Genomic DNA, 20,758 nt, shown 5'->3' with positions numbered 1-20,758 from the left:
ATGTGAGTGTATACATAATTGCAGAAGCTGGTGTGAACCACAACGGAAGTATAGAAATAGCGAAAGAAATGGTAGACAGTGCAAAGGCTGCAGGTGCAGATTGTATAAAGTTTCAAACATTTGTTTCAAAGAATATAGTATCTAAAAATGCAAAAAAGGCAGAATATCAACAACAAAACACAGCAGCTAATGAAAGTCAGTTAGAGATGCTAAAAAAATTGGAGCTATCATTTGAAGAGTTTATTGAATTAAATAATTATTGTCGGTCCAAAGATATTGAGTTTTTATCCACAGGTTTTGATTTTGATAGCATAGATTTTTTAAGTAGTTTAAATATGAAAAGGTGGAAGATTCCATCAGGAGAGATTACAAACCTTCCATATTTAATAAAAATAGCAAAGTTAAATAAGCCAATTATTCTTTCAACAGGAATGAGTACTATGGAGGAAATTAAAGATGCTCTAGAAGTACTTGTTAAATATGGAGCTGGGGAGATAACGGTCTTACATTGTACAACAGAGTATCCGACACCATATGTTGATGTTAACCTGAGTGCCATGAATACAATAAAACAGGAGTTAAATGTTCCAGTTGGTTATTCTGATCATACTAAGGGAATTCACATATCTATTGCAGCAGTTGCAAGAGGGGCAACTGTAATTGAGAAGCATTTTACTCTTAACAGAAAAATGGAAGGTCCCGATCATAAGGCAAGTCTAGAACCAATTGAGTTAAAAGAGATGGTAAATGCAATAAGGAATACTGAGGTTGCGATAGGTGATGGAAACAAAATTCCTGCTGGTTCAGAATTGAAAAATATAGTGATTGCTAGAAAGAGTATCGTTGCAAATAGATGCATTAAGAAAGGTGAAGCATTCACTGAAGAAAACATAACAGTAAAAAGGCCGGGAAATGGTATAAGCCCTATGAAATGGTTTGAAGTAATTGGAAATATAGCTAATAGGGATTTTGAAGAAGATGAGTTGATCGATCTATGAAAAAAATCAGCATACTCACCGCCACTAGAGCAGAGTATGGCTTATTAAAGCCTATAATTGAAAAACTGAATATCTTGAAGGAATTTGATGTAAGGGTTGTGGTAACTGGAGCACATTTATCACCTGAGTTCGGTTTAACATATAAAGAAATCGAGCAGGATGGTATCGTTATTGATGAAAAGATAGAAATGCTTTTAAGTTCAGACACTCCTTCATCTATTTCTAAATCTATGGGATTAGCAATGGTTGGGTTTGCGGATTATTTTGAACGGTTAAAACCAGACTTGCTTATTGTACTTGGTGATCGATATGAGACCTTAGCTGTTTGTATTGCAGCGATGAATCAGAGAATTCCAATAGCTCATTTATATGGAGGAGAGAAAACAGAAGGTGCAACTGACGAGTCTATCCGCCATGCAATTACTAAACTGAGTTATTTGCATTTTACAAGTACTGAAGAATATAGGGAACGTGTGATTCAGCTCGGAGAGCATCCAGATCGAGTATTTTGTGTCGGTGCAATAGGAATAGAGAATATTTTAAACGTGGAGTTAATGAAAAAGTATGAGTTAGAACATGCACTTAATTTTAAACTAGACAAGCCATATGCCATAGTCACTTTTCATCCAACAACATTAGAAAACAATCGTTCAGAAGAACAGTTTGAGTCCCTGCTTGAAGCATGTAAAAGCTTTAAAAACATGAGTCTTATCTTTACGAAAGCAAATGCTGATACAGATGGCCGTATTATTAATAAAATGATAGACGATTATGTTAATGAAAACGACCATGCAGTAGCGTTTACCTCTCTAGGCCTGACTAGATATTTAAGTGCGTTAAGGTTCTGTAATTTAGTAATCGGTAACTCATCTAGTGGTCTTATTGAGGCACCTTCATTTAAAATACCTACTGTGAATATTGGAGATCGTCAAAAGGGTAGGCTGCAGGCAACTAGCATAATAAACTGTAAGCCCGAAGCTAAGGAAATAGAGAAATCAATAAGATTGGCTTTAAGTGAAAACTTCAGGAGAATAGCTGCCGAAACCGTAAATCCATATGGGGACGGAAACACATCGGACCAGGTAGTATTAAATATAGGGGAATTCTTATTGAACGAAAAAATTACATTACAAAAGAAATTCTATGATTGTGAGATGAAATAATTGAAAGTAGTTGTAATTGGGTTAGGTTCCATGGGAAAGAGAAGAATACGATTATTACAAAGATATAATCAAACAATGCAGATATTCGGTGTGGATAAAAGTGAAGAACGTAGGAAGGAAACAAATGAAGTTCATGGTATTGAAACTTTTAATACATTAACTGACCTGTTAAATGAAAATAAGATTAATTATGCATTTGTATGTACCTCTCCTTTATCACACCATACAATTATTACTGATTGTTTAAATCAAGATATTCATGTGTTTACTGAACTGAACTTAGTTCATGATGGATATGAGAGAAATATTAATTTGGCTAAAAAAAAGGACTTAGTTTTATTTATATCATCTACATTTTTGTATAGAGAGGAAATAAAGAAGATTAAAAGTTTGGTACAAGAATCAAATGGCTTACATAATTATACATATCATGTTGGCCAATACTTACCTGATTGGCATCCTTGGGAGCATTATAACGACTTTTTCGTTGGAGACAAACGTACAAATGGTTGTAGAGAAATTTTTGCTATTGAGCTTCCCTGGTTAGTCGATGTATTCGGAGACATTACTAATGTAGAAGTAGTGAAAGGGAAAAATAGTTCTTTAACGATTAATTACAATGATCATTTTTTAGCAATTGTAGAACATACTTCCGGTCACAAGGGGACACTGGCAGTTGATGTTGTATCAAGGAAGGCCGTTAGGAACCTAGAGGTATTTGGAGAACAATTATATCTTTCTTGGAATGGCTCTCCGCAAGGTTTAAAAGTCTATGATTATGAAAAAAAAGTCGATGTTGTGATCGACCTCTATAAAGAAATAGATCAATTAGAAAACTATAGTCATTTTGTTGTTGAAAATGCATATTACAATGAAATAACTGCATTTTTTGAATCAGTGAATAATCAAAAGAAACCAATCTATTCTTTTGAGAAGGACAGAGAAATCTTAAAATTAATTGACATGATTGAGGCATGAAATGAAGCATTATAATATTGCAGTTATTGGTTTAGGGTCCATAGGGTGTAGACATATCTTTAATATTAAAAGAGTGTTGGAAGAAAGAAACATTACGTATAGTATTGATTTGTTCAGAAGTAGTAGAACAGGAAAAGAAATGGATGAAGAGATAGAAAAAATAATAAACAAAATCTACTATGACTATGAAAATGTACAAAATTATTACGATATTATATATGTAACCAATCCAACTCATCTTCATTTTGACACAATAAAACGTTTTTCATCTAAAACAAAACATATGTTTATTGAGAAACCTGTATTTGACCGAACGGATCTTTCGTTAGATGATCTTCCATTAAAGGAGGAAGGTATCTATTATGTTGCTTGTCCATTGAGATATACCAATGTAATTGAATACCTAAAGAATGAGTATGATTTGAAGAAAGTTTACTGTGCTAGAGTCATATGCTCAAGTTATCTTCCTGCTTGGAGACCTCATGTAGATTATAGAGTAACCTATAGTGCTATAAAAGAGCAAGGTGGAGGTGTTTCTATTGATTTAATCCATGAGTGGGACTACATTAATTATTTATTTGGGCTACCAGAGCAAGTGTTAAATATAAGAGGGAAATACTCAAATTTAGAAATAAATAGTGATGATTTATCCATTTATATAGGAAAATATCAGAAAATGGCTGTGGAAGTTCATTTGGATTACTTCGGTCGAGAGCCTATAAGAGAAATTCAACTTTTTACTGAGGAAGAAACAATAGTCGGTGATTTACTAAAAAGTGAAGTTCGTTTTTTAAGTAGTGGGAGAAAGTTATCGTTCAATGAAACGAGAAATGATTATCAGTTAAAGGAAATGGCTCATTTCTTTAACGTAATAGAAGGCAAAAAAGAAAACGATAATGATTTAAGAATGGCACTACAGACTCTTAAGATAGCAAAGGATGGAACATTTTAATGAAAATCCTATTTACCATATGTGGTCGAGCTGGGTCAAAAGGAATAAAGAATAAAAATCTGAAAGAGTTTTTAGGCTTTCCCTTGCCGTATTATACGATTTCTGCAATTGATTTATATAGACAGAAAAATCCTCAAATTTCTAGTGATATTGTTTTAAATACAGATAGCGCTGAATTAATAAAATTGATTAAAGACTATCGTACCTTAAAAATTGATGTAATTGAAAGAGAAGCATCTTTAGGGTTAGATAATACACCTAAATTAGAAGTAATAGCAAAGAGTTTAGAAATAATGAAACAAAGAAAATCAGTTAACTATGATATGGTTATAGATTTAGATATAACGTCTCCACTAAGAACTTCATTAGATGTAGAAAACTTAATCAAACATAAGGTGAATACACAGGTAGATGTTGTATTTTCTGTTACAAATTCAAGAAGAAATCCATACTTTAACATGGTTAAAAGAACAGAAAATGGATATGTACGTGTAATAAATTCTTCATTTAATTCTAGGCAAGAGGCCCCAGAGATATATGACATGAATGCCTCGTTATATGCATACTCTCCCGAATTCTTAGTAAGTGGTAAAGGGTTATTTGAAGGAACATGTGATGTAATTAAGATGATGGATACAGCTGTACTAGACCTGGATCATGAGAATGATTTTGAACTAATGGAAGTGATCGGAAAGCACTTGTTTGAAAATTATCCATTACTTGGGGAAGTAAGGAGAAATATTAAATAACGCAGATAGTGAGGAGGGACAAGAATTAATGTCTGAACACCATAGTATTGCTATTCCAGCATCATAATATATATACAGGTAGTAGTTCTAATTGAGAACTACAAATAGAGTTTTCTACTCCTCAAAATGGTGTAAATGAAAGGACAGTTTTGGTAATCTTTGTACCAGGATTCGGTGGTAATATTGATTAAAAAGTCTATAAAAAAATGAGGCAAGTATTTGCGGACCTTTACCAGTAGTTGATATATTGGATGGAAATATAGAAGAACTTAATGATATGAGCTATATGCAGGCAGTTGATATTATAAGTATTTTAGAGCGATAAATTACTCTTAAATGATAATAATATAAAATACGTTTCTAACCGAGTTATTGGTTATGGTCATTCTCATGGAGCGTATCTATTGCATTTATGCTATAGATTAGTAACTAATTTATTTTCGTATATTATCGTCAGCTTTGATAGAGCCATTATATTTAACTCGTAATCGAATTTTAACTCAAGGAATAGGTTACTCATTTCTCGCCATTGAATTCGATTAATTAGCTAAAAAAATAATAAGTAATAAAAAAGATTTACATTTAAAAACGTTATATATAGATTACAATGGGAAAACACAAATCCTAGTATTTCAAGGAGATCATGATGAATTAGTCAACCATATTGAAAGAAACGAGTCATAGAGAGTATGGTTAACTTTGATTTTATTCTTGTTAAAAAGGAAGATGTTGATAATGTGAAATATAACTCAAATGGTCAGGGTCTAAATGCTGACTTCTTAGAACCTTTTTCTTATGCCTTGAGCATAACTTAATGAGAATCTAAACAAAAATTTAAAATATAAAGTGTATTTTGAAAGTGGAATTATAGAAGTGGATTTTTCCTATGGATTACCTATATTTAAAACTTAATTTAATAGTATAAGTAATTAGAGAATATTTTTTATTTGATAGAGATATTAAATATGAACTTAGAGTGGATAATTCTATGCTCTATTCTGTTTTCCATAAAGTATTTGTACAGAAAATACCCTTAATTTATGAGAGGTAAAGCTAATATTTATCTTAGATGATAAAGGTAAGCCTAGAAAGGACCGAATGACTATTAATAAGTATGATGAAAGATATGAAATCAGACTTGCAAAGTATTCAGAAATTGAAAAAATAATGAGCTTTATTAATGAATTTTGGAGAAAGGGTCATATACTTGCTCTGGATAGAAAACTGTTTGAGTATGAGTTTGTTGATGGTAATCAGGTTAACTTTGTCATAGCTATTGATAGAAATACTGGGTTTATTGAAGGAATATTTGGCTTTCTAAATTGCTCTAAAACAACAGATGTAAATAAGAAAGACATATGGGGAAGTATGTGGAAAGTCGTTGACAGTCGCGAAAATATTCCGTTCTTAGGAGTTGAACTGGCAAAAAGAGTATTTACTTTAACTGGTTGCCGCACTCAAATTGGCAATGGAGCTAACCTCAATACAACAGTCCCATTAAGAAGGATGTTTTTTGGAGATAAAGTGGCCATGATGAAGCAATATTATCTTTTGAATAATGAAATTGGTGAATACAAGATAGCTGTAATTAAAGATAAGAATAATAAAGGTCATCTGTTTAAAGTACAAGATACAACTATTGTTGAGTTACTTTCTATAAATGATGTGAAGAGAGAATTTGATTTAGAGAGTATTGATTCAATTCCTTATAAAGATTATTGGTATATTAACAAAAGGTATTTTAACCATCCTTATTATAAGTATAAGGTGTATGCTCTGCGAGATTCAAACGGGTTGGTTGGAGCTTTGATGATGACAAGATCAGTAGAGTGTAATGGTAGTAAGGTACTAAGAATAGTTGATTATATCGGTAATCAAAAACTTTTTGCTGGTTTAGGAAGAGCATTGGAAGGAATGTTAAAGAATAACGGTTATGAATACATTGATTTCTATACACTCGGCTTTGATGAAGATTACATATTTAGAGCTGGATTTTCACTAAGAATAGAACAAGACTCTAATATTATTCCTAATTATTTTGAACCATTTGTTCGCGAAAATGCAGAGATATGGGCTCATTATAAGCATGAAGGTACTTTGTTTTTTAAAGCTGATGGTGATCAGGATAGACCGAATGAAATAAGAGATAGGCCATAATAAAGTTTGTAATTGAAAGGAGTTATCATAATGAAAAGCTCGAGTGATTTTCGAAATATATTATTAAAGGAAGATCAATATAAAGCAAATTCAAAAGCTTATGCTGATAAACTAAAATACAAAAAAAAGATAATTATATGGGGAACTGGAAATGGTGGGGATTTAGTATATAAGTTTCTGGAAGAATACGGTGTTATAAACAAAGTGGAATTTTTTGTTGATAATAATGAGACTAGATGGGGAACAAACAAGAATGGAATTTTAGTTTTGTCTCCGAATGAAGTCCTTCAAAAAGTACGGGGAAAAACAGATATGAACATTATAGTTGCGAGCCAGTATCTAGTTGAAATAAAAAATCAGCTAATTTCGCTTGGTGTTGATCAAGACATTATTGACATCAGAGGATTTGGGTTGGCAAAAGATTATTTTGATTTCCAAGAGGAAACCCCATTTAACATAATACATTCCAATTTTGAAAGCTATGAAAAAGTGTACGATTATTTATCAGATCAGCGTTCAAAGGATGTTTTTTTAGGAATTTTAAACTCTAAGATCTCATTGGACAATAGCTATTTAGAGGGAATTGCGGACCCTACGATTGAACAATATTTTGATAAAGAAATTATTCAATTAACGAAAAGTGAAGTATTCTGTGATTGTGGTAGTTTCGATGGAGATACATTAGAAACTTTTATTAAATTAACTGAAGGGAATTATAAAAAATATATTGCTATTGAGGCTGATGAGGATACATATAGGAAGTTAAATCATAAAATTATTGGCAATAAATATAAAGATGTTGAGACATATAATGTGGCATGTTGGAGTGAGAAAACAGTTTTGAAATTTCAACCTTCACAAACTGCAGGGCATATCTCTGAAATGGGGGAGATTTCTGTGGCAGCAGATACCTTAGATAATCTTGTGAAAGAACGAGTAACTTTTCTGAAAATGGGGATGAAGGAGCCGAAGAGATGGCATTAACAGGCGCAAGTCAAATTATAAAGAAATACAATCCAGTCCTGGCAATTTGTCTTTACCATAGTTTGGAGGATTATTATAAGCTTCCACTACTTATAAAACATTTGTATCCAGGTTATAAATTGTTTGTTCGACATTATACTGACATGGTTGATGCCGAAACTGTTTGTTACGCAATTCCCGAATAAGAGTTAATGTATCTTATATTATGGGAATTTTTGATTGATTTCAAATCAAACAGTAGGAGAAAACTTAATATAATTAAGGTTTATTAGGAGAGATAGAATGAAGAAAATTGTAGTTGGCATGGTTGGAGCTGGACGAGCTACTGAACTCCATATGCATGCCTTACAACGGGTAAGCGGTATTCCACTGCGATTTAAAACAATTGTTGCACGGCGTTCAGAACAATTATTACCAGCAAAAGAGAAATATGGGTTTGAAAATGCATCTTATGATTTTGATGACTTGTTAAATGATCCTGAGATTGATGTGATTGATATTTGTACACCACCCTATGTACATGAAGAAATGGTAATAAAAACTATAAAGTCAGGAAAGCATGTTATATGTGAAAAACCGTTAACGGGTTACTTTGGTGATGAAAATACCAAAGCACCAGTAGGTGATAACGTCTCAAAATCAGATATGTATGACAAGCTCATTGAATCTATTGAAAACCTGAAAAGTATTATCGATTCATCTGATAAAAAGTTTATGTACGCAGAAAATTTTGTCTATGCACCGGCTGTAGTGAAGGCAGCTGAAATTATTGTTGCTAAAAAAAGTAAAATTCTCTACATGAAAGGCGAGGAAAGTCTTAAAGGTTCTAGCTCACCTGTAGCAGGTGAATGGTCTAAAACTGGAGGCGGAACATTTCTGCGAACTGGTTCACACCCTCTATCTGCAGTATTATGGCTTAAGCAACAAGAAGCCGAGGCACGCGGTGTTGAGATTTTTGTAGAGAGTGTTCTCGCTGATATGGGAAGAATAACACCAACATTAACTGAATATGAACATAGACATATTGCAGCACGTCCTAATGATGTTGAGGATAATGGTACTGTTATTGTTAATTTCTCAGACGGCTCAAAGGCTGTAGTAATAGCTACGGATGTCTGTCTTGGTGGTAGTAAAAACTATGTAGAACTCTATTGTAATGACGCAAATATAAATTGCAATTTAACAATGAATGATTTAATGACAACATACTTTATAGATGAGGACGGATTGGACAACGTCTATCTTTCTGAAATGCTTCCCTCCAAAACAGGGTGGAATAAACCATTTATCGCTGATGAAATCATTCGTGGATACACAGATCAAATGCAGGATTTTATGGAAGCAATATACTACGATAGAGAACCAAAGTCAGGATTTAAGTTGGCATACGACACTATTAAAGTGACTTATGCTGCATATAAGTCTGCAGAAGAAGGACGAAAATTATTACTAAATTAACAATGTATTAATAAGAAAGGATTCATTATGAAAACAATTGCAGATTTGTTCTATGAAAGTGTTAGAACATACCCGGAAAAAACAGCAATATGGTGTGAAAGTAAATCAATTACTTACCAAGAACTAGCTAATTTGGTTAGCCAATACTCTCATTTCCTAATAAGTAATGGAGTTGCTTACCGGGACCATATAGGGATTCCAATGAATAATAGTATTACCTCAGTTGCTCTAATACTAGCAGCAGCAAACCTTGGTGTTGGATTAGTTCCTATTAATCCGACAATGCCAATTAGTTCAATTAGGAAGGCCTTCGCTGTTGCTGATGTTAAGCATATAATAGCTCGTCGTGCATTTTTTGAGCAGTGTGATAAAAACGGAGGCATTGATGTGGAAGGCTCTCGTATTTGTATTGATCATCAATATCAAGGTACTGTATCTCTACTTAATTCTGAAGAAATGTCAGTGGAGAGGCCGGTCATCAAAGAAGTTGATGGTGAAGAGATCCTTATTATTACAATGACCTCTGGATCTACGGGGAATCCAAAACCTATAAGCTTAACGCAAAAAAATAAATATTTACGAGCATTTGCTCACATTGATCTATATAAAATAACGAGAGATGATAAGATTCTAGCTGCTACACCACTATATCATTCATTGGCCGAAAGACTTGTATTAATCCCGTTGTTAATTGGTGGAACTTCCGTATTATTACCAAGATTTACACCAAATTTATGGTTAGACTGTGTAAAGGAGCAGGGTGTAACATTTACTATAGCAGTGTCTGCACAGTTAAACCAGATTGCTTCATATTTATCTAATCCAATTGAATTAGGGATTAACACATTAAGAAGCGTGGTTTCTTCTTCTGCTCTACTTGACACCAAAATTAAAAATGAATTGATAGAAAAGCTACATTGCGATTTTCATGAAATGTATGGGACATCAGAAGTGTCAACAGTTACGAGTATTAATTTCAGGGAAGCAATTCATAAAAAGCAATCTGTTGGTAGGACTTTACCTGAAGCTGACGTTGTCATTTTTAGAGATAATGGAGAATTAGCTCCCACTGGTGAGGTTGGAGAAATAGCTTGTATGACTTCATTAATTTGTGATGGATACTACGGTATGAATGAAACATTTAGAAATTCAATGCAAAATGGTTATTTTAAGACTGGTGATTTAGGGTTTCTTGATGAGGAGGGTTATCTTTACTTTTCCGGTCGTAAAAAGGAATTAATCATCACAGGAGGCACTAATGTTTATCCAATAGATATAGAAAAATGTGTAATGGAAATTTCAGCTGTAAGTGAATGTGCAGCATTTGCCTTTCCGGACGATAGACTCGGGGAAATTGTTGCATTGGCAATTGTAATTAAAGAAGGTAGTGAATTGAATAAGCGGACTGTTCAAATGCACGCTGCGAGAAACCTTGCAGATTATCAACAACCACATAAGATTTTCTTTTTAGATGAATTGCCGAAAAATGCCATGGGAAAATTGGTTAAATCGAAAATTACAGATTATATCGAGTTTAATAATGAAGGGAATGGATAAAAATAAATATGAACAATGTATCAGTGTTTGTTTTAAGTGCACTGCAGAAAAAATACAGCATTGATGAGTCAGTAGATGTCTTTTCACTAAATTATGTAGAAAGTGGTTATGTTGACTCTCTTGGTATTATTCAATTTGTTTGTGAAATTGAGGATGAATTTGGAATTACGTTCTCAGATGAAGAAATATCATCATCATCATTTCATATTGTTGGAGAATTAATAAACTTAATAGAAAGTAAACTGAAAGAAAATTAACATTTTTGAGAATAACTTTATATATGGTCCTACCTATTTGATAGGTAGGTATTTTTATTATTTAAACTTTAATAAGAATTTAAGATTATCGTGGTGAGAAAAAATAATAAACAAGGGTGTGGATAAAATGGATTTAGCAATTATGTATCATTATGTTAGAGAGCCTGAGGAGTGGAAAGGAAGCGTACCAATTTCTCCAAAAGCATTTGAAGAACAAATTGATCAAATAGGAAAAACACATGAGTTTGTGTTACCTGATGATCTTACAAAAATTACACCTAAGCCAAAATGTGTTTTGACATTTGATGATGCTACAAGGGATCAGTATGAGATTGCTTTTGATATAATGAAAAGAAAAGGAGTGCCAGGGTATTTTACTGTTATGTCTGGTCCACTGTTAGAAGGAGAAATTCCTGTTTTCCATTTAGTACATGCAGCTCTGTCTTCATTTAGTGAAGAATTACTTTGGGACCAATTACGTGATCATCTAACTCAAAAAGAGTTAAGAGCATTGTGCCAGTCGAATAACGTTTATGCTTATGAGAAGTCCCAACTAAGGAGGTATATTAAATATACATTGAATTTTATTTTTGAATCTAAGCAAAGTAAGGATTTTTTAGAAAAAATGGTGTTTAACTTTTTTGGCTCAAAAGAAAAGTTTATACAAAACATGTATATTAGTATTAAAGAATTTAAAAAAATGAAACAAGCAGGAATGTCTATTGGAGTTCATGGAGCAAATCATATACCGTTTAATGGTAGAGTCAGTGAGTATTTTAATAATGAAATTGCTCCATGTGCAAAGTTTATTCAGGACAATCTAAATTTTACACCTTCTTGGTATACCCCTCCATTTGGTGGTGGAGAAAATAAAGTATATATGAGAGAAAAACTAAAGAAACAGTTGCAATTAGCAGGGTATAAGGGGGCATTTACAACTAATAGTGGTAAAATTTATGACCCTAGTTCATTTTGGTTGGATCGTATTGATTGTAATAGAGTAAATTTATTAAACCTTTAATTACATAATCTAAGTATAAAGAAACTGAATTATTAGATGAAAGAAGCTAAATTTATGCCGATAAAAAATCATGATTTCTAAGCATTAACTAATCGAAAAAAATCATATTCAAAATTGTAACCATCGTGATAACGTTCATGTTTAGGTGGTGTCTTAATCATAGTTTTGGATAGAATGAGCGATGTCTCCTAACACTTAAATACCACTTCTTAATATCAAATCATACATTTATTAACAGTAAGTCAACCATGTATATTAATATTTAGTATTTTTATTAAATTTAGGAAACCTTCTGGGGTTTTCTTTTTTATTTATATTAGATCAAAAAGGGAATTCTTAGAAACGTATTATAAAATAAAGTTTACTTAACCTACTAAAGTAATTATTAATAATATACATTGCCTCAATATGATGGAACTCGATTTCCAATCAAATCATCTAAGATATTACTCTAAAACTATTTAAATTCTGCTAAACCAATTTATTTCATTTAAGTCCTCTAATTATATCTTTCCGATTTTTTCAGCAGTAATATCAATAAGATCTATAACAGAAGATTAATTTTGCCTTTTCGACAAATAATTGTTGTAAACTTAGCAATTCAAAATACAAGAGTAGCTACATTAACAAGTTATTTTATTCAAAAGAAAAATTATGCTATTGCTATTAATAATCTGTTTTCAAGAAAGAGACAATAGCTTATGGACCTTATCATATTAACTATATAGAGGGATTTGTACTAAATTTATTTATAAACTTAAATAAATACCGATAAAATAATTATAGATAAAGAGTATTTTAGGTTATTGATTTGAAAGGGAACAAGTTATTAAATAAGTTTACTCACTTTTCTCGTGTTTAGTATGCTCAATAGGTTAGGACTTAGAAAAAATGATTTGGAGCTTTTAAATATTTTATTGAAAATCTAATATTAAATCATACTTAGAAGTAATATAGATTTTATCTAACCCACTGACTATTTAGTTGAAAAATTAATATTAGGAAGAAATTAAACTTTAATTTCCATAGAAAGTTCTTTTTTTATATGAAGATTTTATGTTGCTGGCCACTAGTAGAAGGGATGCAAGACAAACATGTATATCAACGCTAATGGATTATCATTAAAGTTAACTAATAAAATGAAAAAAACAGAAACCAATTTGCAGAAAACAATTGATAAGATTGGCAATGGCCAAAAAATAAGAAGTGCAGCAAATGACGCAGCAGGATTGACAATCAGCCAAAAAATGAGAGCACTGTCAAATGGTCACAATCAATCAATACGTAATGTTCAAGATGCAAATTCTCTTGTTCAGGTAGCTGATGGGGCTATGCAAGAAATAACAGATATCGTCCAACGTATTCGTGAACTAACTGTACAATCCATGAATGGAACAAACACGGAGGTTGGAGATCGACCAAATAACTTGACTACTGCCGACACACTTCTTATACAAAATGAAGTAGACGAGCTAAAAAAAGATCTAAATGACATTGTCCACAATACGGAATTTAATACAATGAAATTATTATCTAATAAAACACATGGTGAATTTCTTTATGAAGATCGTACTGCATCAAAAACCATACAATTATCTCAAGTAGGACAATATCAGTATGTTGACACTGCGATAAATACTAAGGGATACGATTATATTTTCCCTAAAATGGAAACAAGTGACTTGAATTATACCTATTATCCTCCCACAACTATAGGTGGTGCTCAACCTGTTGCTTATGTCGGTACCACGATTAACGATCATCTTCCAAGATGGACTCAAGACGGACAATCAATCGTATTTACCTCTTCACGTGATGGAGGTCAATATATTGTTCCTAAGGATGGAGGTGAGGTATCAATTGAAGGTCAGGCAACTAGTACTGCTGTACAAAAAACGGTTGCAGACAATTCATTAATGAGGCTTAGAAATAGTGGTACAGAGCTGATCTTGGAGAGACGTTCATCCACATCCAATAGCTGGATTAGTTATCAAACATATGAATACAACTACCTTGATGGTAGTTCAGGATTTAGTTTTTCTCCAATCGTTGAAAATGGGAATACTTCATTCGTATATTCGGATAACCTTGGTAACATTAAAAAAGTTAATGTGGACCTCAATAACCAAACAGTAACAAGTGGACCAATAGAGCTTATTCCCTCTTCTGATGTACTTAAAGTGCCTCGAGAAGATAATGTGAACAAACTATCACTCCCATCATCACCCGATTTATACAGGATGAACACAGGTGATGCTTCCTTAAGAGTTTTAAAGGTTAATGATAATGGAGAAAGAGAGTTGTCCTATTGGGATGGAACTGGTTCGGAACCGACCGGGGGGTATTATACGGTTTCAGGAGGAGAAATTGAATTTTTCGGAGATGCGATCATAGGTGGTGAATCAGACGATGATGCACAAGATTTTTATAAATTCTTCTATGTCTCAGATTCATTTCAAAATGAAATATTTACGACATCAATTCCTTCTGGAGCGGAAATATATAATATGCATGGAGAAGTGGGTCCACGTTCTCTAAGGATAAAAGTGGGTGGAACGGAAGTAACTCGTGATCAGCTGCTTTCTTCAAGACCAACAGATGTTAACAATACAACTGGTGTTTTTGTGGATGAAGCCAGCGGGAAAATTGAGTTTTATGGTAACCTTCGTCCTTCATATCTTGAAGAGGTACAAATTGAATATTTTAATGACGTAGATAGTCGAAACGGAGTTCAAACTTTTAGTTTAACAAGCAACATTGATACCTATAATTTAGAAAATCCGGATCTTACAACAAATCGTTCTTTACGTGTTTATGTTGGAGGGGAAGAAATAGAGTATGATGCTACTAAAACCAATGGGTATACGTTTGAAAGTGGTAGAATAAGTCTTTATGGAGATGCACGGTCAGATATTGCCTCTAATGAAGAAGTTAAGATTAATTATGTTTATGATTCAACATCTACTTCTAAAGATGTATACGGTATTAGATTATACGATGTGCCAGAAGTTTATAACTTGGGTAGTACAACGTCACCTAATTCTATACGTGTATATCGAAATTCTACAGAGGCAATCGAATATTCGAATACTAATGGATTTCAATATAATTCAACAACAAATACGATTGAGCTTTATGGGACAAGCCGCCCTGATGTAAATGATACGTATTCTATACAGATGGTTGTCCCGACAGAAGACGTTTCTCGCCAAGATGGGAAGATAGAAATTGCTTTGTCACCAAGTCCTGAAACATACGGAACAGGTGAACCAATTACATTTTTAGTTGAAGTAGATGGTGCTAAAGTAGAATATGATGAAACAAAAACTAACGGATACTATTACAACAGTCAAACTAACCGCATTGAGCTTTACGGCGATGCGCGTCCCGAAGCTAATAATACATCCAATCCTGATGTTAAAGTAAGTTATGTCTATGAGAGTAGCTCTTTTAGTAGAGGAAATGATTCTTATGATTTCCAACTTGCTTCAAATACTCTTGATTATGGACTTGATAGTATAGTAGGCCCACAAGCAATTAGAGTCTATCAAAATGGCACGGAGGTACCTTATGATTCTGAAAATGGTTTCTCATATGATCCTGATATAAATAGACTGTCCCTCCATGGTTCTTATCGTCCTGAGTTTGATGATAATCCCGGAGACTTTAGAGTGTACTCTTTAACTGCTAATGAGTTAGTGCAAAATATACCTCAGGATTCTTACGCCTATAAAGTAATTTTGAATGGAGAGGAAATTTCAAAAGCGCAGGATACTACAGAAGATGGATATACAGTAGATGGTCAGAAGGTAGAAATTGTGGGCAATGCGCGTCCTGATGTTACTAATTCACTAACGGGCGTATCATTTACAGTCCAATACTTTGATTCACTAGACATATCATTAAATGATCATATGCCTAATAACTATTTTCATAATTATTGTGACCATGAAACAGGAGATAGTTTAACAGGGGTGGAAATAGATCCTTCACATTTAGTAGTTGCCTTAGATGGAAATCAGCTATCTATAGACCAGTATTCGTTGCAGGATAGTAAGATAGTATTGAATAAGGATATGATCACTTTTGGTGCTGGAAATCATACGTTATCAGTTGACTATCGTGTTAGGCAAGCTATTGGGTATGAACCGAATGAATTTACGTTCCAAGCGGGTGCTAACTCAGGACAAAACTTCAAGGTAGAAATTGCATCTTTTGATAATTTACTAAGAGATACAAATATTATTTGTTTAAGAACCCAAGATGATGCCGTACAGGGGTTGAAAATCATTGACAATGCTCTTGATTTTGTTTTGCAAGAACTAGGAAATGTTGGTGCTGTAGAAAACCGGCTAGATCATATAGCAACTAATCTATCAGTAATGGAAGAAAATACAGTTGCCTCCATGAGTAGAATTCAAGATACTGACATGGCTAAGGAAACAATGAATCTTTTAAAGGATCAAATATTATCTCAAGCACAGCAAGCAATGGCGGTACATCTAAAACAATCTCATGAACAAGTTCTGGGGCTTTTTAAATGAAAATTTTTAATTTCAATAAATTAAACATCTATAAATATTTACCGATATTAAAGATAGATAATTAATTCAGAGGAGTGTTTTTATGTCTATCGACAAAATTACTTCACAGCCAGCACTTCACAACACAGAACTAACATACCAGACTGTAGAGAAAAAAGATTCAGAAGTAAAAACTGAAATAGGAAAGAATGTGAAACAGGATGAAGAGAGTTTAAAGAAAATTATTAAAGGATTAAACGATTTTCTAAAGCCAACTAACACTCATATTAAATTTCAACTTCATGATGAATTAAATGAATACTATGTAACAGTTGTGAATGACCAAACAAATGAAGTAATTAAAGAAATACCCTCAAAAAAAATACTTGATATATATTCGGAAATGACAGAATTTATGGGTATTCTGTTTGATAAAAAAATATAGGGGGATAAAATATGGTTCGAATAGGTGGATTAGCTAGTGGTATGGATATCGATACACTAGTTAGTGATTTAATGAAAGCAGAAAGAATTCCTCTTGATAAACTAACTCAAAAAAAACAATTACTTGAATGGCAGCGAGATGATTATCGTAGCATGAATACCCTTTTAAGTGACTTTGATAAGTATATTTTTGATAATATGTCACTTCAAAAGGAATTTCTAAAGAAGACTGTAACAAGTTCTATGCCTAGTGCAGTAACTGCTACAGCTAATGCGAATGCAGGAAATGTTAATACTTCAATTGTAGTAAGTAAGTTAGCTACTTCTACAAATTGGATTTCCAACTCTGCAATAACTTATGATCAAAACACATTTGCGTCAGATACTGTGATACAATTAAAGGTTACAAATGGTGATGGTACTCAATCAATGGTAACCAATAGTGACGGTACGAAATCAGATGTTATTGAATTAACTATTAAAGCGGGCTCCACCTTAGAGGATGTCTTAAAGCAGCTGTCAAGCAAAAAAGAATTAGGTATCAATGTATTTTCTGAAAATGGTAAAGTAGTTATGTCAAAAAATGATACTGGAAATGGTGCCTCTATAACTATAGCAAACGAAGCTGCAAATACACTATTTAGTAAATTAGGCTTCCAGGAAACGAATAACACGGTTCCGTATACTCTTACTGCTACAACAACAGGGGATAATGCAGAATTTACAATAAATGGACTAGCAACAGATAGATCTAGCAACAAATTTACGATTAATGATGTCACATACACATTAAATGATGTAACAAATGGAAAAACTGCAACTATCTCTGTTTCGAATGATACTGATAATATGGTAGATAAAATCGTCCAGTTTGTAAGCAAATACAATGAATTAATTGAGAAAATAAATGGGGAAGTCAGTGAAGCGAGATACCGAAGTTATCAACCACTTTCAGATGAAGAAAAAGAGTCAATGACAGAGAAACAAATTGAGCTATGGGAAGAAAAGGCCAAAAGTGGTCTTTTAAAAAATGATTCAGTCCTGTCTTCTTCATTAAACAAGATGCGCACTGCTTTATATACTCCGTATACAGGTACAGGAGCAAATACTGATTATAACCAATTAGCGGAAATCGGTATAAAGACATCCAATTATCGAGATAATGGAAAACTAATAATTGATGAAACAAAGCTAAGGGAAGCCATTACAAATGATCCAAACGCAGTGTTTCAAATGTTTAGTGGTGCGACTCGTATTACAACAACCGCAGCAGATGGTACAACAACTACAAAAGATAGTACTGTACAGTCCGAACTAGGACTAACAAAGCGACTTCGAAATATTATCAATGATACAGTTGCTGGTATTGAAAAAAAGGCTGGAAAACTTACTTCAACAAACCAACAGTTTTCAATCGGACGTAATATTGTTGATTTAGATTCCCAAATAAGTCGTTTCCAAGATCGTCTAACTCAAATAGAAAACAGATACTGGAATCAATTTACTGCAATGGAACAAGCGATTCAAAAGGCAAATTCTCAATCAAACTACTTAATGCAACAATTCGCTTAAAGAAAAGGAGTGTCATAAGTGGCAATCAATAATCCGTATTCAGCCTATCAACAAAATGCAGTAGCAACAGCAACGCCAGGTGAAATTACGCTAATGCTTTATAACGGATGTATCAAATTTATTTCTCAAGCATCAAAAGCAATAGAAGATTCAAATATTCAAGAAAAAAATACAAACATTCAAAAAGCCCAGAAAATTATTACAGAGTTAATGATCACTCTAAATAAAGATTTTGAAGTCTCTAAAAAATTTGAAGTTATGTATGAATATATGAATCATCGATTAGTAGAAGCTAATATTAAGAATGACCAATCTATTTTAAAAGAAGTAGAAAACTATGCTATAGAGTTTCGGGACACCTGGAAACAGGTCATTCAAATTAACCGTCAAAAACAGCATGGCCAAGGTGGACAGGCTTAGTGAGCTCCGTTCTTGAAATATACAAAATTACTGAACAGCTATTTAAGTTAGTTGAAAAACCAGTTAATTCAGATGACAGAGAAAATTTAATAGAGAAACTTACATCCTTGCTTGAAGAACGTGAACTCATCATAAAAGAAAATATAAGACCTAAAGATGATCAAGAAAAACAACTAGGTGAACAAATTATTTTATGGAATAAAACCATAGAAGCAAGATTAGCTCAGCTGAAATCACAAATCCAACAAGATATGATGAATCTAAAAAAAGCAAAAGTAACAAATAGACAATATGCTGATCCATATCAGGATGTATCAGTATCCGATGGTATGTTTTATGATAAGAGAAGATAACTGACCTAAAAACCTTTGAAACACTAATAATAAGAAAATAAAATGGCACCTTCAAATAGTACGTTAAAGTATTTGGAGGTGTTTTTTATGTGGAAAATCTTAATTTGGATGATGCATACTCAAGATCCTCTCTTATAAGCCGATAAAGGATATAAGGAGGTGTTACTATGGAAGTTTCTTTTTCATTAAGTAAAGCTCAGGCTTCACTAGGACAAAAAGTTAGTCTTGCTTTAGCAAAGAAAACTTTGGATAATGTTGAACAAAAAGGTCAACAAACAGTTGAAATGCTTAAAGCTTCCCATCCTACATTAGGCAAGTCTATTGATATAAAGGCTTGAAGCAGTAATATTATTCTGAACTTACTATATATTTATAGTAGGTTCTTTTTTATCCAATAACAAATTATTTACAAATAAAAACCGCATGCTTCTACAAAATCCACAAAATTTTTCGAATTTTTTTTCAGTTTAAGCAGGAGACAAGCAGGGAAATATAGAAGTAGTACTACATAGCTTTATCATAAAGGAGGAGTTCAATCATGAGATATAACGTCAGAGGGGAAAACATTGAAATAACTCCAGCATTAAGAGAATATGCAGAAAAGAAAATTGGTAAGCTTGAGAGATACTTTGAAGAGTCTGTTGATGCCAATGTGAACATCAACCTTAAGTATTATAATGAGCAAGAATCTAAAATTGAGGTAACGATTCCTATGACAGATCTTGTGTTACGTGCTGAGGAAAATCACCAGGACATGTACGCAGCAATCGATCTTGTTGTTAATAAATTAGAACGTCAAATTCGTAAGCATAAAACAAAAGTGAACCGTAAGCTTCGTGAACAAGGAGCTCCTAAGTTTGTGTTTAGTAATTATCAACCTGAAAATGAAGTTCAAGAAGAAGTAGACGAGCAAGAAGAAGTGGTTCGTACGAAGCGCTTTAACCTTAAGCCAATGGACAGTGAGGAAGCGATTCTTCAGATGGACATGTTGGGTCATAATTTCTTCGTTTATACGGATGCGAAGACGAATAAAACAAATGTTGTTTATAAACGAAAAGATGGGAAATACGGCTTAATTGAGCCACATGTATAATTCGAACAGCGCCTACAGGGCGCTGTTTTCAGTTCTATAGGTGAGTTTTTGTGAGTATTTAAACTTTAAAGACTTTATT

At 33.0% G+C, this 20,758-nt stretch carries 19 protein-coding genes; all 19 read left to right on the top strand.

What is annotated here, in order from left to right; genetic code table 11:
• Positions 1–2: 2 nt before the first annotated feature.
• The 19 genes from neuB to hpf all read left to right on the top strand — a co-directional run bounded on the left by neuB (position 3) and on the right by hpf (position 20,679).
• Complete coding sequence (gene neuB, locus LPC09_RS22465) at positions 3–998, top strand: N-acetylneuraminate synthase (protein ID WP_231308374.1); 996 nt, start codon at positions 3–5, stop codon at positions 996–998.
• A complete protein-coding gene (neuC, locus tag LPC09_RS22460) occupies positions 995–2,161 on the top strand; it encodes a UDP-N-acetylglucosamine 2-epimerase (protein ID WP_231308373.1) in 1,167 nt (388 codons plus the stop codon). The genes neuB and neuC overlap by 4 nt, the downstream gene beginning before the upstream one ends.
• A complete protein-coding gene (locus tag LPC09_RS22455) occupies positions 2,162–3,139 on the top strand; it encodes a Gfo/Idh/MocA family protein (RefSeq protein ID WP_231308372.1) in 978 nt (325 codons plus the stop codon).
• Between the two features lies 1 nt (position 3,140).
• Complete coding sequence (locus LPC09_RS22450; protein ID WP_231308371.1) at positions 3,141–4,091, top strand: Gfo/Idh/MocA family oxidoreductase; 951 nt, start codon at positions 3,141–3,143, stop codon at positions 4,089–4,091.
• Entirely contained in the window at positions 4,091–4,840 is a 750-nt protein-coding gene (locus LPC09_RS22445; RefSeq protein WP_231308370.1) for an acylneuraminate cytidylyltransferase family protein, read from the top strand. Before LPC09_RS22450 ends, LPC09_RS22445 begins: the two co-directional genes overlap by 1 nt.
• Before the next feature lie 1,098 nt (positions 4,841–5,938).
• On the top strand, positions 5,939–6,997 hold the full coding sequence (locus LPC09_RS22440; protein WP_231308369.1) for a hypothetical protein: 1,059 nt from the start codon (positions 5,939–5,941) through the stop codon (positions 6,995–6,997).
• Positions 6,998–7,027: 30 nt separating this feature from the next.
• Positions 7,028–7,981 carry a class I SAM-dependent methyltransferase gene (locus tag LPC09_RS22435; RefSeq protein WP_231308368.1) on the top strand — a complete coding sequence of 318 codons (954 nt, stop codon included), beginning with the start codon at positions 7,028–7,030 and terminating at the stop codon, positions 7,979–7,981.
• On the top strand, positions 7,972–8,166 hold the full coding sequence (locus LPC09_RS22430) for an FkbM family methyltransferase (protein WP_231308367.1): 195 nt from the start codon (positions 7,972–7,974) through the stop codon (positions 8,164–8,166). Before LPC09_RS22435 ends, LPC09_RS22430 begins: the two co-directional genes overlap by 10 nt.
• A gap of 97 nt (positions 8,167–8,263) precedes the next feature.
• On the top strand, positions 8,264–9,439 hold the full coding sequence (locus LPC09_RS22425; RefSeq protein ID WP_231308365.1) for a Gfo/Idh/MocA family protein: 1,176 nt from the start codon (positions 8,264–8,266) through the stop codon (positions 9,437–9,439).
• 27 nt (positions 9,440–9,466) lie between these two features.
• Positions 9,467–10,996: a class I adenylate-forming enzyme family protein gene (locus tag LPC09_RS22420; RefSeq protein WP_231308363.1), complete on the top strand. Its 1,530-nt coding sequence runs from the start codon at positions 9,467–9,469 to the stop codon at positions 10,994–10,996.
• 8 nt (positions 10,997–11,004) lie between these two features.
• Positions 11,005–11,253 (top strand): acyl carrier protein, encoded by a 249-nt coding sequence (locus tag LPC09_RS22415; RefSeq protein ID WP_231308362.1) that lies wholly within the window; start codon positions 11,005–11,007, stop codon positions 11,251–11,253.
• A gap of 127 nt (positions 11,254–11,380) precedes the next feature.
• Positions 11,381–12,274 carry a polysaccharide deacetylase family protein gene (locus LPC09_RS22410; RefSeq protein ID WP_231308361.1) on the top strand — a complete coding sequence of 298 codons (894 nt, stop codon included), beginning with the start codon at positions 11,381–11,383 and terminating at the stop codon, positions 12,272–12,274.
• Positions 12,275–13,368: 1,094 nt separating this feature from the next.
• The gene (locus tag LPC09_RS22405; protein WP_231308360.1) at positions 13,369–16,818 is read left to right on the top strand and encodes a flagellin N-terminal helical domain-containing protein; all 3,450 of its coding nucleotides are present in this window, start codon (positions 13,369–13,371) and stop codon (positions 16,816–16,818) included.
• Positions 16,819–16,882: 64 nt separating this feature from the next.
• Positions 16,883–17,242, top strand: a complete 360-nt coding sequence (gene flaG, locus LPC09_RS22400) for a flagellar protein FlaG (protein WP_331275814.1) — start codon at positions 16,883–16,885, stop codon at positions 17,240–17,242.
• Positions 17,243–17,253: 11 nt separating this feature from the next.
• Positions 17,254–18,813 (top strand): flagellar hook-associated protein 2, encoded by a 1,560-nt coding sequence (locus tag LPC09_RS22395; RefSeq protein ID WP_231308357.1) that lies wholly within the window; start codon positions 17,254–17,256, stop codon positions 18,811–18,813.
• Between the two features lie 18 nt (positions 18,814–18,831).
• Positions 18,832–19,233: a flagellar export chaperone FliS gene (fliS, locus tag LPC09_RS22390; protein WP_231308356.1), complete on the top strand. Its 402-nt coding sequence runs from the start codon at positions 18,832–18,834 to the stop codon at positions 19,231–19,233.
• Complete coding sequence (locus LPC09_RS22385) at positions 19,233–19,586, top strand: flagellar protein FliT (RefSeq protein WP_231308355.1); 354 nt, start codon at positions 19,233–19,235, stop codon at positions 19,584–19,586. Before fliS ends, LPC09_RS22385 begins: the two co-directional genes overlap by 1 nt.
• A 167-nt stretch (positions 19,587–19,753) precedes the next feature.
• Positions 19,754–19,924: a YjfB family protein gene (locus LPC09_RS22380; RefSeq protein WP_231308354.1), complete on the top strand. Its 171-nt coding sequence runs from the start codon at positions 19,754–19,756 to the stop codon at positions 19,922–19,924.
• Positions 19,925–20,124: 200 nt separating this feature from the next.
• A complete protein-coding gene (gene hpf / locus LPC09_RS22375; RefSeq protein ID WP_098796394.1) occupies positions 20,125–20,679 on the top strand; it encodes a ribosome hibernation-promoting factor, HPF/YfiA family in 555 nt (184 codons plus the stop codon).
• Positions 20,680–20,758: the final 79 nt, after the last annotated feature.

The organism is Metabacillus sp. B2-18, from assembly GCF_021117275.1.
Lineage (GTDB): Bacteria > Bacillota > Bacilli > Bacillales > Bacillaceae > Metabacillus.
This window is presented reverse-complemented; position numbering and strand designations above follow the sequence as displayed.

Bases quoted from the DNA above. Each gene is read 5' to 3' on its own strand.
- LPC09_RS22450 (WP_231308371.1), top strand. From the start codon at position 3,141: ATGAAGCATTATAATATTGCAGTTATTGGTTTAGGGTCCATAGGGTGT.
- LPC09_RS22430 (WP_231308367.1), top strand. From the start codon at position 7,972: ATGGCATTAACAGGCGCAAGTCAAATTATAAAGAAATACAATCCAGTC.
- hpf (WP_098796394.1), top strand. From the start codon at position 20,125: ATGAGATATAACGTCAGAGGGGAAAACATTGAAATAACTCCAGCATTA.
- LPC09_RS22435 (WP_231308368.1), top strand. From the start codon at position 7,028: ATGAAAAGCTCGAGTGATTTTCGAAATATATTATTAAAGGAAGATCAA.
- LPC09_RS22420 (WP_231308363.1), top strand. From the start codon at position 9,467: ATGAAAACAATTGCAGATTTGTTCTATGAAAGTGTTAGAACATACCCG.
- LPC09_RS22415 (WP_231308362.1), top strand. From the start codon at position 11,005: ATGAACAATGTATCAGTGTTTGTTTTAAGTGCACTGCAGAAAAAATAC.
- LPC09_RS22405 (WP_231308360.1), top strand. From the start codon at position 13,369: ATGTATATCAACGCTAATGGATTATCATTAAAGTTAACTAATAAAATG.
- LPC09_RS22440 (WP_231308369.1), top strand. From the start codon at position 5,939: ATGACTATTAATAAGTATGATGAAAGATATGAAATCAGACTTGCAAAG.
- LPC09_RS22445 (WP_231308370.1), top strand. From the start codon at position 4,091: ATGAAAATCCTATTTACCATATGTGGTCGAGCTGGGTCAAAAGGAATA.
- LPC09_RS22410 (WP_231308361.1), top strand. From the start codon at position 11,381: ATGGATTTAGCAATTATGTATCATTATGTTAGAGAGCCTGAGGAGTGG.
- neuC (WP_231308373.1), top strand. From the start codon at position 995: ATGAAAAAAATCAGCATACTCACCGCCACTAGAGCAGAGTATGGCTTA.
- LPC09_RS22395 (WP_231308357.1), top strand. From the start codon at position 17,254: ATGGTTCGAATAGGTGGATTAGCTAGTGGTATGGATATCGATACACTA.
- LPC09_RS22380 (WP_231308354.1), top strand. From the start codon at position 19,754: ATGGAAGTTTCTTTTTCATTAAGTAAAGCTCAGGCTTCACTAGGACAA.
- LPC09_RS22425 (WP_231308365.1), top strand. From the start codon at position 8,264: ATGAAGAAAATTGTAGTTGGCATGGTTGGAGCTGGACGAGCTACTGAA.